Annotated in this window: 8 protein-coding genes; 1 reads left to right on the top strand and 7 read right to left on the bottom strand. The window is 34.7% G+C overall.

What is annotated here, in order from left to right:
* Positions 1 to 23: 23 nt before the first annotated feature.
* The 5 genes from ACYT6F_RS17220 to dinB all read right to left on the bottom strand — a co-directional run bounded on the left by ACYT6F_RS17220 (position 24) and on the right by dinB (position 9,177).
* Complete coding sequence (locus ACYT6F_RS17220) at positions 24 to 1,325, bottom strand: serine hydrolase domain-containing protein (protein WP_472598853.1); 1,302 nt, start codon at positions 1,323 to 1,325, stop codon at positions 24 to 26.
* 88 nt (positions 1,326 to 1,413) lie between these two features.
* Positions 1,414 to 2,223, bottom strand: coding sequence for a helix-turn-helix domain-containing protein (locus ACYT6F_RS17215; protein ID WP_472598852.1), 810 nt, complete (start codon positions 2,221 to 2,223; stop codon positions 1,414 to 1,416).
* A 1,356-nt stretch (positions 2,224 to 3,579) separates the two neighbouring features.
* A complete protein-coding gene (locus ACYT6F_RS17210; RefSeq protein WP_472598851.1) occupies positions 3,580 to 4,605 on the bottom strand; it encodes a serine hydrolase domain-containing protein in 1,026 nt (341 codons plus the stop codon).
* A gap of 366 nt (positions 4,606 to 4,971) precedes the next feature.
* Positions 4,972 to 8,025 (bottom strand): DNA polymerase III subunit alpha, encoded by a 3,054-nt coding sequence (locus ACYT6F_RS17205; protein ID WP_472598850.1) that lies wholly within the window; start codon positions 8,023 to 8,025, stop codon positions 4,972 to 4,974.
* Between the two features lie 6 nt (positions 8,026 to 8,031).
* On the bottom strand, positions 8,032 to 9,177 hold the full coding sequence (gene dinB / locus ACYT6F_RS17200; protein ID WP_472598849.1) for a DNA polymerase IV: 1,146 nt from the start codon (positions 9,175 to 9,177) through the stop codon (positions 8,032 to 8,034).
* Between the two features lie 62 nt (positions 9,178 to 9,239).
* Between dinB and ACYT6F_RS17195 the strand changes: the two genes are divergently transcribed.
* A complete protein-coding gene (locus tag ACYT6F_RS17195; RefSeq protein ID WP_472598848.1) occupies positions 9,240 to 10,007 on the top strand; it encodes an XRE family transcriptional regulator in 768 nt (255 codons plus the stop codon).
* Positions 10,008 to 10,711: 704 nt separating this feature from the next.
* On the opposite strand, the gene ACYT6F_RS17190 is transcribed toward ACYT6F_RS17195, so the two are convergent.
* On the bottom strand, positions 10,712 to 14,359 hold the full coding sequence (locus ACYT6F_RS17190) for a DUF6443 domain-containing protein (protein WP_472598847.1): 3,648 nt from the start codon (positions 14,357 to 14,359) through the stop codon (positions 10,712 to 10,714).
* A gap of 2 nt (positions 14,360 to 14,361) precedes the next feature.
* Positions 14,362 to 17,259 (bottom strand): hypothetical protein, encoded by a 2,898-nt coding sequence (locus ACYT6F_RS17185; protein ID WP_472598846.1) that lies wholly within the window; start codon positions 17,257 to 17,259, stop codon positions 14,362 to 14,364.

Raw genomic sequence — 17,259 nt, 5'->3', positions numbered from 1 at the left:
TCTTAAAGATTAATAATTACACATTAATTCCTTTTTATAACTTCTTTCACGCCTCCCTTGGTTAGAATTATTGAGTTACAAATGCCTGATTTATCCTTGATAAATTCAATGGTTCTGTCATTGTTGTCTGCTCTGAAAAATTTTATTTTTGATTCAGGCAGTAGTTCAGTTTGTTTATTATTGTAATATAATTTATCATCAATTTTCAATATATGAACTTGACCGTATTGACCTATATATTCATCATAAATTTTAGTATCTATTGCTACCTTGATATGTTTATAGGGTATTTCAACTTTCTTTCCTAAAGCGATTGCCGAAAGTCCATAAGAAATAATATAAGAGGGCGATTGATTATTGGATAAAACTGTTACAAAAATTTGGTCGTCTATAAATCGATTAAATGATGTCATGGCTCCAAAAAAACCACCATCATGTGCAATTAATTGATGCCCATGGTTATAAAATGGATTGATCAGAAAACCATAACCAAAATTTTGTGCATTATAAGAAGTGAACATTAACTTCTTCATTTCCGAAGAGAGAATTGTCGTTCTGTACAGTTCTTTGTCCCACAAAGCTAAATCTTCAACCGTAGAATATATGCCATCATGCCCAATATTGTATTGCCAATTGATATAAGGATTATTTTCGTATTTTTCTCCTGTAACAATATAATTTTTAGCTCTTTTACTTATAAGTTCATTATTTGTAATAATGCCTGTATTATTCATATTTGCTCTATCAAATATGTTTCTTTTTAAATACTCCGCAAAACTTAGATGTGATATTTTTTCAACAATTTGTGCAAGTAAATAGTAACCGATGTTACTGTACGATGTATCGGTCCCAGGTGGAAACAGAAGTTTTTTTTGTTTAATATGCTTTAAGGCAGCATCCCGGGCAATTGATGTTTTACTTAAATATAATTCATCAAAATCCATTTGTAGGCCGGACATATGGCAAAGCAACATATGGATACTGATGCTGCCTCCTTTCGGAAATCCCGGAAAAAACTTACTTAATCTATCATCCAATGAAATTTTACCTTTGTCTACAAGTTGTAAGATTGCGACTGCCGTAAACTGTTTACTTACTGATGCTAAACTATATTTAGTATCTGTCGTATTTTTTACATTCCATTCGTAGTCAGCTAAGCCATATGATTTTTTAAGTAAAATCGATCCTTTTTTCGAAACAAATACGGTTCCACTAAAATTATTTACAGTAGACTGTGCCTGCATGTATCTTGTAAGATTAGTCGATATACTATCTTGTCCAAAAACAATGATAGGGGTCAGTATCATCACCGGGATTAATCTCATACGAAGTTTTATTTGTATTCTGTTGTTAAAAATCATGACTTCAAAAGTAGGATTTTTATAATCTTGAACATTGTACAGATGTAAACCATTACACGAAAAGCCAAAGCATTTCTTTTGATCTGTCTACATTTTTGAAAAATACCGTAGGAATGAAACCTGTGAGTGCTTTGAATTCTCTGTTGAAATGGGGCTGATCAAAAAACCAATTCTCATATGACAATGAAATGAATTTATCGCTAACATCTTTAGAAATTATTGTTTGTCTAAAACGGCGTATTTTTTTATAATCAGTGGGAGATTTCCCGATGTGTTTAAAAAAGATTCTATTAATATATTGCCTGGAAATATTTAATTCTTTTGCAATTTCTTTCACCTTCAATCCACTCTCTACCTTTCTGAGAATATCATTTACCATCGTTTGTTCTTTAAATTTAAAGATAGAAATAAGATATTCCTCGAGATGTTCTGCTTGTTTCTCTCTTTCTTGCAGCTTCAGTATCTTCTGAATTGCTAACAAATAATCAGTATGAGGATCAAAATTTTTTATGTGGTCTTTACTCGCAGAAATACATACATCAGGAAAAAAGTGGTGAAGAGAAAGAGGTTTGAAGTATATAGTCACTTCATTTATTGCATTATGATAGGTAACCTCAATAGGTTTTGGAATATTATAAAAAAGAAAGGAGTCTATCTTTTTAACGGATGATTTTATTACAGTGATTTTTTTTTCTTCAGCAATTAATTCCGCATCTAAACACACTGTTGCTAGAGAAAAGTTGCTTGGAAATGTCCAATACTGATTTCTTTCTAATGTGTCATTTTCTGATATAAAGTAGAAGCCTTCAATATACTTGCTCAGTAATTCAGATTTGGGTTTGTAAAAACGTATAATACTCATTCAAAATCTCTTGAAATATTTCTAAAAACTAATCAATGAATCTATTTAGTCTGTCGTAAAGTTACTACAATTGTTTATAAATGATTTGAAAATTAAAAAAATATAATCGAAAGCCGCTGATTTTTGACTAAGAAAAGCCTCCCTAAAGAAATGAGAGGTCTTAAAAACACAAATGATGAAAAATTTTTTCAGGAATTTAAATTTACTAAAAATTTAATAATTGCAATAGATCGTCCCCATGTTGCAGTGCCAGAACCAGGCTCCCAACGTCGAGTATCATTAATATAACTAGCCTGACACAGAATACATTGAATATTCATAGCATTGGATCACTGTATTATCCGGTGGCGTGTTTTTATCAGGCATATAGAATCTCGCTCCGTAATCATACATACCGTAGCCTGCTCAACTTTTTCCCAACTTCCTACTTCTTTTTTCGACCGAGGCTTTTCACTGGGATCATCTGCTCTTGCTCGCTTCTTTGAAAAAATATCGATTTTGAATGATAAATTGTAGATTTTTTCAGTTGAAAATTAAAATTCCGAATGTTTAGGATTTTTATTCTCCATTTTTTTATTTCAGTTGAAAAATAAATTCTTTTTCTAAATGGTATAAAATTTATATTGTTGCTAATACAGTTGTCAAATTTTCTTTTACATAATCCATAAAAGATTTCAGATCGAGTTTCTGATTTCAATTCTAGAGATTGTAAATTAAAAATTAATCGTGGTCTTGCTTTAACTAGTTTATCTCTTCATATCGCCCATTATAGAATCTTTCAATATTCGATCTTTTCCATTTTTCTATTAAAACATTATACAAATTATCATTTAAATCTGTATCATTTTTTTGCTTTTCACATGAAGTAAAAAAAAAAGCAAAAGCTGAAATTATTGTGAGTTTCATTATTGCAAACTTAGATTATTGTTAATTTACCGTACCGGTTAAATTCCTGTAGGTGCAGTATTATATAAAGTTCCTGATTTGGAAACTAAGTTTGATATTTGTTGGAGCAAGTCTAATAAAATGGTATGATGGAGATGATAAAGAAGAAAACATTCGATTCTACGATGGACTGTGGAAAGTTATTGAAGCTTCAAAAAGCGTAGTAGAATAGAAACTGCGTGGTGAATTCGGTGAAGTAGTAGAAAAATTCAAAGCCCAATATTCCAAAAAGTTTATGGAAGAATTTACATATGATTATCATTTTTTTTGATCCGCAAAAATCTATTAGTAAGCTGAAATCATTTATATCTGATCGCCAAGCTACAAAAAGTTAATGACTAATAAAGTAAATCCCAAAAACGATTTAATTATGAATGGAGCTTAGATGTGAATAATAACTTCCTACTATTCTTATTTCCATAGTAGATTTTCAATAATTTTCTTCATTCCATGGCACTGATCAGCATTAGTAAAAAATACATAACCAAACTTTCGATTTAGGTTTATGGTAAAGGAGTTAGTATAACCTAAATTATTGCCACCATGCCAGTAATTGATTGTACCGTCAATGTTTTCCATCCCTAAGCCTAAAGCCCAGGAATCAATACCAAAATATTTTCGGACTACATTGTCATTCTCCAGTCTAATAACAGGCTTAAACATAGGTTTGTATTCCGAACTATTATTCATCAATTGAACTAAAAATTTGGAATAGGTTTCTGTATTGGCGTATAGTCCTCCGGCAGGATCAAAGATGGACCTATCTCTGTCGTCCTTGACAGGATTATTTTCTTGATAAGCTGTTGCCAGTCTCTTTGAAATTGCCGGAGTGATAACAAAACTGAAATTTTTTAGCTTAAATTCTTTCGCCACTTCCTTTTGAAAAAGGGGGTCTAAGTCTTTTAATGTGACATTATTCAATTTTGCAATTACTTTAGCAAGATAAACAAATGCTTCCCCGGAATATGAAAACCGGGTGCCGGGATCAGCCTCCAATATTATTTTTTTGTTTTCACTCCAATTGGGTAATCCTGTGCTATGGCTGAGGACCATTCTTGCGGTAATTTTTTTATATCTTTCATCTGCAATATCTTCATTAGGTAAATATTCATAAAGAGGTTTATCCAAATCAATTTTTCCCTCTTTTGATAATTTTAGTACGAATAAGCAAAAGACAGGTTTTGAAAGGGATGCTGCTTCAAAATATGTTGTTTTTTTTACAGGAATATTTTCTTTTGCATCAGCTAATCCAAATCCCTTGTTATAAATAACCTTACCATTATTAATCAATGCAATGCTCATCCCTCTGACATTTAGAGAATCCATCGCATTTGTTATTCGTGCTTCAAATTCTCTATTCGTTATTTTTTTGCCGAAAAGTGTTTTAATTTGTGCAAAAGCAAGCTGGGATATCAGTAAAAAAAATAAAGTCTTCATATGGTGCTAATTTAAATATAATATCTGATTCACAGTAAAAAAGCGTGGAAAGTGAATTAGGAAAGACTATTTAATTTCACAATTTAATTGAAAATGTAATTTCGAAAATGGGACTGGAAATGAATGTAAATAAATAGATTCAGATATAAAACATGACAAAAACGGACCCGCAATAGTAAGGCGAAGTTACATACTCCAACACTTGTTGTACAATCTAACTTTTGTATATAATTAAGATTTTTGCTTCTATTAGCCCTGCACGTTATTTTCGATAAACAGCAGTTTATGCACATTACCGGAATTAGGAAAATCCAAAGACTTTCTTTTTTAAAAAGCCAGCATATTTCTAAGACAGATTTCAATTGTTCAACTCATCTTTCTTCTAGGCAGCCCTATCTCATGTTCCTGGGGATAAGGCTTCCTGAAGGTCATACTCACATCCTCTCTTATATTATTGTATGCCTCAAATTGCTTTTCTTTGTCCAAGCTGTATCGAGGGTCCGGAATGAACGGCATTTTAGCCATTTTCAAAATGGTAATGGTGGGAAAGTGAAAATCAACTTCCACGGTTCCTAATAGTAAATAACATCCGCCACCCTGAAAAGGATACTGTGAAAGGTTATCAGGAAAGTGCGCCGTATCAAAATATTCTCCTTCTGCATCGATCCAAGTTCCGAAAAACATGGTCCCTCTTTTAGTGGGGACGTGTTTTCGGGAAATCAGGTAGGCCAGCATTTTGACCTGTCTTTTATGGTAGTTTGCCAGATCCTTAGCCATGATGCTTCCTCTGTATTGGGTTTGCAGTAAGTCGAATGGACTTGCTGAGACCGGAAATCCCAAAATCTCGATTTCGTCAAAGGCATCCTCCAAAGGATGTCTTTGTACTTTTGGAAGCGTATATTCTTTTTGAGGTTCTTCCAGTAAGGTCAAATGCTTAAAACTCGGTCTGTCCCCCGCTAAAAGAAACCTGGCTTCAATTAACAATTCGTGCTTTTGCTTGCCGGTAAACCGGAATGCGCCAATGAATATCAAGGTTTGTAAGGTTTCAGTACCAATAGGAATTCTTTTAACAAAGTTTTCCAGAGAAGTGTAATCTCCATTATTGTTCCTTTCTTCAGGGATAAGTGTAGCAATTTTGCTCTCGAACTTTTCGATATGCATCAATCCTAAATAAACATCAGTTCCGTAAACCGTAGTTTGGTATTCACTTAGATTGACACAGGGATTTAATATGGTTGCACCGGACATCCTGGCTTCGTGGACATATACCTCTGTTCTGTAGAAACCACCGCCGTTATTGATCGCTGAAACCATAAACTCGATAGGGTAATACACCTTCAGATAGAGGCTTTGGTAGCTTTCCACAGCATACGATGCAGAATGGGCCTTGCAGAATGAATAGCCTGCAAAGGATTCTATCTGGCGATAGACCTCTTTGGAAAGCTGCTCCGGATGGCCTAGTGCTTTACAGGATTCGAAGAAATGATCTTTGACTTTCTGCAGGGCAGAGAGGGAACGTCCTTTGCCGCTCATTGCCCGGCGTAAGACGTCGCCGTCTGCAGGGGACAGTCCTCCGAAGTGAAGAGCTATCTTTATAACGTCTTCCTGATAAACCATAATCCCATACGTTTCGCCCAGTTCTTTTTCAAATACAGGATGGAAATATTCAAATTGATCGGGGTTATTATGCCGGAAGATATATTGCTTCATCATTCCGCTTTGTGCCACACCCGGACGGATAATCGAGGAGGCAGCTACCAATACTTTGTAATTGTTGCATTTCAATCTTCTAAGCAGTCCGCGCATGGCCGGACTTTCGATATAAAAGCAACCGATTGTTTTCCCACGGCTCAAAAATTCATTGCATTTCTCTTCGTCCTTTGATAAACTGACATCCCGGATATTGACCTTGATGCCTCGCTTTTCCTCTATTAAGTTTACGGTATCTTTGATGGTTCCCAGGCCACGTTGAGACAGAATATCAAACTTTTCAAGACCTATTTCTTCTGCCACATGCATGTCGAACTGGACGATCGGAAATCCTTTCGGGGGCATTTCCAAGACAGAATAATTGGTAATGGGCTCTTCAGAAATCAGAATTCCGCAGCTATGCATGCTTCTCTGGTTGGGAAATTTTTCCAATAATTTTCCATATTTGTAAATCAGTCTGGATACGGAATTGATATCATGCTGTTCTACGGGTTTGGTGGCCAGTTCATCTAACTCCTCTTTTGGCAAACCGAATGCTTTACCCACCTCACGGAAAATAGATTTGTATTTGAATTCAACATTGGTTCCGCAAAATGCCACATGGTCTTTTCCGTATTTATTAAAAATGTATTGTAAGATGGCATCACGGTTCTGCCAGCTCCAGTCAATGTCGAAGTCCGGCGGTGTTTTACGGTTCAGATTCAGGAAACGCTCGAAATAGAGGTCAAGTTCTAACGGGCAGATATCCGTTATCCCTAGGCAGTAGGCCACAATACTATTGGCACCGCTTCCACGGCCAACATGCATAAAGCCCATTTTGTTGCTGTATTGAATGATATCCCAGGTGATAAGAAAGTAAGCACAGAAGTTCAGCTGGTCTATGACCGCTAATTCTTTATCCAGCCTTTGTTTTGCTTGTGCATCATTCTCTCCGTATCTTTCCCCCAATCCTCTATAAGCCAGTTTTTTGAGCAGCTCCATATCATTTTTTTTACTTTCGGTAAAGTTCTTTTTGTTTTTCGGGGTCTGATAATCGAAATTGAAATGACATTGTTCCAGCAGTTGTTCAGTGTTTTCAATAATTTGTGGATAATACCGGTATTTTCTTAATAATTCATCGGTTGGAATCAGTTTTTCGTTTTGTCCGCATATATCGCTTTCTTCAAGTTTTGTGACCAGTGTATTCCGGTCGATGGCACGCAGGATCTTATGCAGCGTATATTCTCTCTTGGTCTTAAAAGTAACAGGTTGTAAAATGACCATTCTGGGTATATACTTTTTCACATTGGAACCTATCAGTAAATTGATCTCTTCAGGGCGTATCCCGATGTATTCGTTTTTATTAAGTTTCTCCGGAAAATTAGTGATAGGATAGATGACAAACACATTTGACAGGTCTGGATGATGAAGGGGCAGATCGATTCCTTCGCAATTGTAGTTGGTCAAAAGCCTGTTGATCTGTCCGATGCCTGATTGATTTTTAGCCAGGCAGATGTAATGCTGCTTATTGTCGTTTCTGATATCAACACCGACTATAGGTTTGATATTGTTCTTCTCACATAAGCGATGAAAATCATAAACTCCTGAAATACAATTAATATCAGTTAAAGCAGCCACGCCAATTCCGAGTTCAACGCAATGTTGAACTAATTCTTTCACGGAGATGGTGCCATATCGCAGACTGTGAAATGAATGACAATTGATAAACATTGGAAATTACAGTTTTAAAAGTCCGGAAGCTCTTCCAACGCTGTCTGAGCCGAACCTCATTTTAATTTTGTCCATCGTCTGATAAAGACTGATCAGCTCTTCCGTATCTTCAAAAAGATTCATCTGGTGACAGCCGTGCACCAGTCCGGTAAACTTGACACCGATGAGACGTATTCGCATCCTCCTGGAATACACTTTGTCAAATAATTCTAATACATACCTGAGCAACGTGTGATCGGACGACGTGTAAGGAATCCTGTATTGCCTGGTTTCCGTGTCGAAGTTAGCATAACGGATTTTCACTGCGACAGTAGAGGTGAGCCATTTTTCTTGTCTGAGCTGGAAGCATAACTGCTCAACCATTCCTGATAAAATGCTCTTAATTCCAATGATATCAATGGTATCCTGTGAAAATGTATTTTCCTTTGAAATGGATTTCTTTTCCGAATAGGGAAGAACAGGTGACTCATCGATGCCGTTGGCTTTTTTCCAGAGTTCCTTCCCGTTTTTTCCAATCAGCTGATGTAAAACTTCAATCGGTGTTTCTGATAAGGTCTCAATAGTTCTTACACCCAATCTGGAGAGGAGCTGAAAAGTGACATTGCCAACCATCGGAATTTTCTTTATGGAAAGGGGATTTAGAAAAGGTCTGATTTTCTGCTCAGGGATTTCAAGTTTACCAGTAGGCTTAGACTCCCCGGTTCCGATCTTTGAAACGGTTTTGTTGGTCGATAATGCAAAACTGATCGGAAGCCCTGTATTTTTTTTCACTGCATCCGCAATTTCGCTTGTCCATTGGTAGCAACCGAAAAATTTATCCATTCCTGACAGATCAAGGTAAAACTCATCGATGCTTGCCTTTTCCAGTACGGGAACTTTTTCCTGGATAATTTCGGTCACCAGATGTGACATATTGGAATACATTTCCATATCGCCTTTAATGACTTTTGCTTCAGGACAAAGCCGAAGTGCCATCTTAATCGGCATGGCACTTCGTACCCCAAAATACCGGGTCTCATAAGAGCATGAGGCAACAACACCCCGGTCTCCACCGCCAATTATAAGCGGCTTTCCAACGAGGTCGGAGTTCTTCAGCCTCTCACAAGAGACGAAGAATGTGTCCAGATCCATATGGGCAATTGCACGATTCATGCCAACAAAATTATTACGTTTTGTATCAAAATTTCATATATTTGTTGCTATAAATTATAGCAATGTCAATTTTATCAGAAAACATGCGGTATCTGAGAGGTAAGCTGAACCTCTCACAGCAGAAGGTCGCAGACCATCTTGCAATCACCCGCGGAAGGTATGCGAAATATGAGGATGGTGCTACAGAACCACCCCTTGAGATCCTGCTTAAGATATCAAAATATTACCATGTAAGCATTGATTTATTACTGAGCATCAATGTCAGCAAATATTCCCTTGATGAAATCGTGCAGCTTCCGGACAACAGGATCGTTCTGCCTATTAAGGTAGATAATGAAGGTAAGGATCAGATTGAGATCATCCCGCAAAAAGCTTCGATGGGATACCTTAACGGTTACAGTGATCCTGAGTATATCGAAGGTCTGGATACAATATCATTACCTTTTTTAAAAGGAGGTAAGTTCAGGGCATTCCCAGCTGACGGAGATTCAATGCCTCCGTATAAGAACGGAACCTACATCGTAGGAAAATATGTCGAACACCTTTCTGATTTGAGAACAGACAGGACCTACGTTTTCATCACCATCAATGATGGGATCAGCTACAAACGATTCCAGTTTCATGAAGCAGATGGAATTTGGGTCAAGGCTGACAATAGCTTTTATGAGCCTTACAAAATTCCACTGGCTGAAATCAGAGAGATCTGGGAATTTGCCTGCAGTATCAGTACAAAAGAATACGAACCTGGTGAGTTTTCAGAACGAAATATGCAAAATTTCATTGCAGAGATCAAGTCTGATATCAGGCATATCAAAGAAAGAATGATATAGAAAATATTTCCGTTTTTGATAATGCTTTAGAACATCTGCAATTATCAAAGTATAGGTATTGACTTGTCATCTTATCTATAATTTTTTTAATCAAATTCGTAAAATACGACATCAAATTATTCACAATTAGGCGTTAAGCTAAAGCAATCAAATAAAATACTTCAAATTTTCCATTTATCTTCTTTCGAACAAAATTATTTATTATTTGTAGGTGCAAATAATTTCATAAAAAACTACCGCTGATTAAGCGGTAGTTTAAAATTATTGGATTGTCTTTCTAGTTAGGTCAAAATGATCAAATTTTGTTAACAATTGTTTTCACATCAACTGATTGTAACCTTTTTCTGCTTATTTTTCCAGTATAAATAACTAAAAAAAGCGTTGATGTAAGTAAAATAAAAAAATAGATATAAAATTTTCTACTGTAATGGTAATACTCATCAAAATCTTCAAAACTTTCTTTATTGAGATAATATGCTAGAAAAATACCAATAACTAAACAAGCTAATATGTATGATTCTCCTGAAAGACTCGTGTAATGAATATCATATTGTTGGTAAAAAAAATTGTAAACATTTATAATTAATAGAGAAAATATTACTGTAAATACAGCGAACGTAGAAAATTTCGCAATTGTCTTCCCCTCTTTTTTTTTGAAGTAAATAAAAATGTGAAAAAAAAGTAATCTTATAAATTTGATCATTTTAAAATAATGGTTTTCCGTCATTAAAATAAGTTTCAGCAACTGCCATTCCTCCAAAGTATGCTAATGATATTCCTGCTCCCCAAGGCCCCATAAAACCAACAACTCCGGCAATGCCGTCTGCAATTGCTCTTGCATCAGATATTTTTCCTTGTTGCCACTGATAAGCAGTATTTAGTAATCCAACAGTTCCGACAGCTTTTCCTAAAATATTAAGACCTTTTGAGGTCACTCCTAATACTTTTGCGGATGCAGGAAGTCTAGTGCTGATTGTTTCTGCGAAAATACGACTTTTTGAAATACTTGAAGGAGCGTTGCATTTGTTTAACCCCCAACTTGCTAACTGTGAGGAACCCTCAATAGTTCCAGCTATTCCTGTAAATGTTGTAGGATTGTTCTGAATCCAATTCAGACCATTACTAATAGTAGATTGAGTATTATTTAAAAAGTTCTGAGCGTAAATTCTAATTTCGTTCATAACACCAAAATCAGCATCAGTATATATTTCATCACCAATTCTGTAAGAATTTTGAGTTATGTCACCGGACCAAAAACGAATAGCTGTATAGCTTCCAAAGCTTGAGGTACCAGTGCTAAAGCCACCGCCGCCGCCGAAGCCACCGCCAAAGCCGCCACCGAAGCCGCCGCCACCACCGCCGCCGCCACCGCCAGAATTACTTGCCGCCGCATAGATAGAGCTAATTATACTTTGTACTAATGAACTATCCATATAACTATATGATTTCACCCTAGGACTTCCATCGGGGTTAAATGTCCATGAAGTGTATCCTTGTCCCGAATTATTCCATATGTAAAAGATTTGAGCCTGAGTTAATCTTCCATCTGGATCAAACATATTCGATGGATTATTTAGTACATAGGCGTATGGACTTGTGGAATGATAAGCTTCTGAAAATTGATCCATGCTTCCCCAACGACCTAAATCTGGCATATATTGTCTCCAGCCATAATCAAGATTTCCATTACTTAGTAATTCTTTACCGTTATAAAGATGCTTGTACTTATTGTTAGTGATATCACCGGTGTTATAACCCGAATGTTTTAGACCAAAAGTATAATAATTATTTTCTTCGAGAATACTTGCTACACCATTCTGATTTCTTGTATAAGAAATCCGTATATTCCCTAAATGGTCCTTATACTGATAAACATATCTATTATTAACAAAATCAAAATAACCCTCCTCATTAATTAGAACAAAAGAAGTTTGTACACCATTGGAAACTGTATATTGAAAGTTTCCTAAGTAATCGGTAATTTCATTGTTATCAATCTTTCTCGCTTTTACTCCCGCTGAAGTATAAATGAATTTGACTTCAGAATTGGATGTGTTTTTAATTGATACTGGTAAATTTAAAAAATTATACGATATACTTGTAATTCCTTTATCTAAATGACTAACCATATTACCATTGGCATCATAATTTATGGTTTGACCTTGTCCAATCCCCAATGGATATCCACTTAGAGCATTTCCGCTTCCTGACTCTTCAAGGTATGATAATTTATTTCCGTCGTAGCTGTATGTTAGATCATCCATCACTTCAGCAATAGAGTTTACCACAGATCCTGTACGATATAATGAAGAGATATTACCATTAAGATCATAATCAATTATCTCACTATATTCCTTAGAATAAAGGTTTGTGTCGATTTGAAAGAGCCCCGCTCTGAGACGGTCAGCGCCATCGTAAACATAACCATACCTTCTTAAAGGTTCATTTGAGCCCGCCGCTGTTTTCCAATCTGTTTCACTAATTCCTCCATTATATTTTGGCTTTACCTTTAGGTTGGAATCATAGTTATTTGGTGATTCTACACCTTCTACAGAATTATATTTTATCTTATATGCAAAAAGAGTATTCCCTAAATTCGTTATTTTATCTGAATTTATACCTGTCAACCAGCCTCTGATATTATATTGATAGTTTATATTCTGCAAATTGTTACCAACCTTTTTATTGATAATTTGCCCTAAATCATTATAGCTATAATCAGTTAACAGTTCCTCTGGATTAGAATTAATTTTCTGATAATGTTGAGCAATGAAGCCATGATCATTGTAAACATATCTATCTTTTACATTAAATTCTATATTCGAGGTATTTTTTGAATGATTAGTATTTGTCTCTATAGTTTTACCTGAAAAATCTAAAAGAGATTCTATGTTAGTGAATCCGCCTAAATGATTTTTATTATTGGAACCTATTACTCGTCCTAAATTATCATACCATATAAACGTAGATGACCAACTATCATTTTCTACATTTTTCACGTAGCTTGCAGTAGGAAGGCTTTTTGTACTCCTTACTGATGAAATACCATTTGAAGTATAATTTGTGGGAGATGATGGTAAAGTTGTTTGGTTTTTAATTTGAGGCGGTTGCACAGGGGCGTTCACAGGATATGTGTCAAAATAATTAACATTCAAGATGGTCATGCTACCGGTAGGGAATGCTGCCTTTGAATAATATACATCTATTCCATTTTGTGAAAAAGAAGTTGTACTATAACTTTCGTTATTTAAAATATTTACAGACATGTTATTAACATCTGTCTGCATTTGTATTCGTGTAGATGTATTTGAGAAAAAACCGCTATATACTGTTCTACCAAATTTATCATATTTAGTAAATATCCAACCTTTATTCTGAAAGTTATTATTTGTAGTTCTAAGATTAGCATCTTGTACTAATATAGGTCTGTCTTGTTTATCATATACAATATAAATCCATCCGGCCCCAGGAAGCTTTTTCTCTACCAATCTATTATATTTGTCGTACTTATACTGGTAGCATAAATTATCCAAAATCGCAGGAACTAAAGAAGTAACAGCAGCTTTTGGAGGAATTATAAATGATAGATTGCCATACGTGTCATATACATAATAGGTATCTAAATTTTCTGTAATTCCATTTGTTTTTTTATTAATCTGCCTAACTAAAATTTTTTGTTTTAAAGAATTTGTGTAGGTTTCAATTTGGTTTCCATCTTCATCTATTGAAATATAGCTAAATAAGGTGTTTGCATTATAAAATCCGTTTGTTGTATAACCATCATTTGGCGCTAAATCAACAGAGATGTCATTTAATTGTGTAGCAGGATTCCAGGTTGTAGTAGCCCTGAATCTCTTTACCGTGTTTTCCACATTAGATTTATACTCTGTCTTTTTCGTATGGTTTCCGGTAATCTGCCAATCTGTTCCAGGGGAAGCTGATTTTTCGATTCTTCGCAAGGGAGATTTTTCTAATAAAATTTCGCTATACGCATTGGGAACTCCATAATAGGAATTAATTTCATTTGAAGAAATATTTGATCGATACGCCCCGTTTTGAGTATCTAAAGGAAGAGGAAGATAATTTTTAGTCTGTCTTCCATCACTATCATATTCTGAGTGAATGATAAGATCTTTTCCATTTGGAGATCCTTTTATAGCAACACTCTGTTTGCTTCTTCCTAAACCATCGAAATAATTGACACTTTGAATTTGCTTCGCATTAGGCTGGGAAACAGTAACAGGTTCCAGGTATGTTCTCGAATATGTATAATTTTCATTACTGCTTAAATTTTGTGCAGTAATTATAACTGTTGTAAAAAAGCTTATAAATAATAATATTTTTCTCATCATTTCTAAGGTTGTGGTTTTAAATTATGTTTATATTCTCCCAAAATATTCCCATTAACATCTACTTTCATTTTCAATTTTCCATTACTGTCGTATTTATAAATTTCTCTTACACCATTTGGAGGAGTAACAGTTGTAACTCCAACTAGAGGATCATAAGTAAAAGTAGTTATCATGAAATCTTTAAGCTGAGGATTACTACGGTACTCATCGAGCTCCCGCAGTAAAAGGTTTTCAGAAACTTCATCCACGTCCTGATTAGATCGCGTTACAATTCCTAGTGATCCCTGTGGCACTAGAACAAACTGCAGATCACTAGCAGTAGCTCCTTCAATTTTGGCAATGGGAAGAGTCTGATTATATCCATATATCAATGTGGTAGGAACACCAATGCCAGTGTTTTCATCGATATTGGTTGTGAATTGCAATAAGTTTCCTTTGTCATCATATTTATCATATCTAATCGATGTTTTCAGGCTTCCATCATTAGGATTTGTTGTAACTACTGATGTAGGGAAAAGGCTGTTATTTGCAAATTTTGTAATAGCATTTGATATAACAGTTCCGTTTTTCTTTTCAACAATTTGCACCGGTATTCCAATAATATTTTTGTCAACGAGATGTTGAAATTCATTGACTTGTCCAACTATAATGAGAGGATTAGGGTAAATGAAATTTTTTTCTAAAACTGTACCATCTGGAAGAGTTTGTTTTGTACTGGAAATACTGTTGAATCTAAAACGATTTTCAAAATTCGACTCTGTTATTTTAGATATTGTTGGCTGATTGTTTAAAAAGTCAACCTCTTCTATTTTTAATTTTTTTATTGCTCCGGTTCTCATATAACCGTAACCTGTCGGTATTGCTGTGATACCACTGGAATTTTGTAATTCGTAATCGTAAATAAATTCTTTAACCTTATTATTACTATTATTAAATAGTGATTTTTTAGAAATTAGGCCACTCTGTGTAAGATTATAAAAATTTTTTACAGTATGCTGTACACCGTCTATGGTAGTATAAGTATCAGGATAATCACTCGGTAATTTGAAATAGTTATTGATATACCCCATGTTTTCCCCTTCACTTATTTTAACGTTTTTATACAATACAAATTCGGATGAGGAATATGCATTTTCGTTCGCAAATTTATATCCGCTAGAACTGTTGTTATCATCAAATGAATTGTATGAATAAGAAATTATTTTATCAGGAGTAGTACTTGCGGGCGAATTAAAATGTTTTTCATTCTTAATTCTTACTCCGTAAGTATAATCGACATTTTTGTAAGGCGGAGGTGTATTTTTCAGTTCATAAACTGATACTGAGCCAGATTCCCACATTCCGGGAAATTGAAAGTTATGCCTTCCTGGACTCACTAATGAAGTCAATGTTACAGTATAACTATATTCGTCGGCCTGCGCTGTCCCGCATGTCGCGAAACCACTTGAATTGATACCATCCAGATTAAATACACTATTCAAATAACCCGGATTTTCTGGTAAGAATAGATTGTCTGGATTTCTAAATGCATGGAAAACAAAATAAATTTTCTTTTGTTTAGTAGGATCTCCTTGTAAAGTCCATCGAGCCAGACCTGCCATGTAGGTATTCGAATAGTTAAAATCGCCAATATGTTCAATACTTTGTATTGTAGGATCTATATAGTTTTCTTGCAAACTTTGTAAATAGGTGGGACTATTTTTATCAAAAAAATATTCATTGGGTTCGAATCCATATTCGATGATTCCTCCTGTTGGAAGATGTATTTTTTTAAGAATGCCTATAACACTACTTGCTGGATATTTTTGTGTCTCCGTAAAATCCATGCAAGATATACCGGTAAAATTGGGAAGACTAACATTATCATCTAAAGAGTCATTGTAATACTCAAGCGTTGTAACTTCAGGAGAAGTTGGATTTTCATAGTTTATTTTTGATATTTTATCTAATACTCTTTTCTGGTTGTTGAAAGAGGAGTAATATTTGAAAGAATACTCAAAAGTATATTCGAATAAATTTTTACCATAGTAATTTTGTCCTTTTATTTTCGATATACTATAAGGATCATGCATTGTGTAAATTAATGTGTGATCATAATTATATTCAATATCTATTTTTCCTGAACCAATGCTATTGATTGTTTTTAATTTGCAATTCTGGTATAATAAATTAGTAGTATCTAAATAGTGATAGTTCTTGCGATATTCATAACTAAGAATTTCTTGTCCGGTAGCATCTTTAATACTGTTAAGATAAAATGCAGATCTATAAAGTTTATTCCCAGACGTATAACGAGATTGACTAAAATCATTAAAAATGTATTTATATCCCTTATCATCTGTCAGAGTAAATGAATTAACAATCAGGGTTGCAGTATTACTTGTTCTGGTAAATTCCATTTTAACACTGTTTCTATCATAATTGACTATCGAAAAAGTATTATTTGAAATATCACGGTAAATTTTAAACTTCCCGGAAACGCCATTTGGTAAATTATAGTAATAAAGATCATCAAAATTATTTAGATTATAATTTGAAGCAGAAGCATTATCAAATAACTCATCTAAACCACCAACTATTTGCCTGGAAATAGATCCTCCTGAAAACAGTGACCATCCAAAACCAACATCACTTACAAAATCATCATCATTAACATTATACGGATTATAATACAATGTTAAATCCTCCCGCATCTTATCACCTTGTGAGGAAATTCCTCCTAAAGGGATTGATATATTGGGAACCCCTGTAGCGGTAGACATCGGCATTTCCTGATATGTGACATTGTATGAGGTGGATGGAATTGGTCTTGGAAGATCTCCAAAGTTTATTTGCTGGCTTTGTGCAAAAAGTCCAATCGACATAAGTAGAAAAATAATTTTCTGTATTTTTTTCATCAT

It is taken from the genome of Chryseobacterium sp. NG-CE01 (genome assembly GCF_055695505.1).
The sequence above is the reverse complement of the archived record's forward strand: the minus strand, read 5'-3'. Positions and strand labels throughout refer to the sequence as shown.

Bases quoted from the DNA above. Each gene is read 5' to 3' on its own strand.
- ACYT6F_RS17220 (WP_472598853.1), bottom strand. From the start codon at position 1,325: ATGAGATTAATCCCGGTGATGATACTGACCCCTATCATTGTTTTTGGA.
- ACYT6F_RS17215 (WP_472598852.1), bottom strand. From the start codon at position 2,223: ATGAGTATTATACGTTTTTACAAACCCAAATCTGAATTACTGAGCAAG.
- ACYT6F_RS17210 (WP_472598851.1), bottom strand. From the start codon at position 4,605: ATGAAGACTTTATTTTTTTTACTGATATCCCAGCTTGCTTTTGCACAA.
- ACYT6F_RS17205 (WP_472598850.1), bottom strand. From the start codon at position 8,025: ATGTTTATCAATTGTCATTCATTTCACAGTCTGCGATATGGCACCATC.
- dinB (WP_472598849.1), bottom strand. From the start codon at position 9,177: ATGAATCGTGCAATTGCCCATATGGATCTGGACACATTCTTCGTCTCT.
- ACYT6F_RS17195 (WP_472598848.1), top strand. From the start codon at position 9,240: ATGTCAATTTTATCAGAAAACATGCGGTATCTGAGAGGTAAGCTGAAC.
- ACYT6F_RS17190 (WP_472598847.1), bottom strand. From the start codon at position 14,359: ATGATGAGAAAAATATTATTATTTATAAGCTTTTTTACAACAGTTATA.
- ACYT6F_RS17185 (WP_472598846.1), bottom strand. From the start codon at position 17,259: ATGATGAAAAAAATACAGAAAATTATTTTTCTACTTATGTCGATTGGA.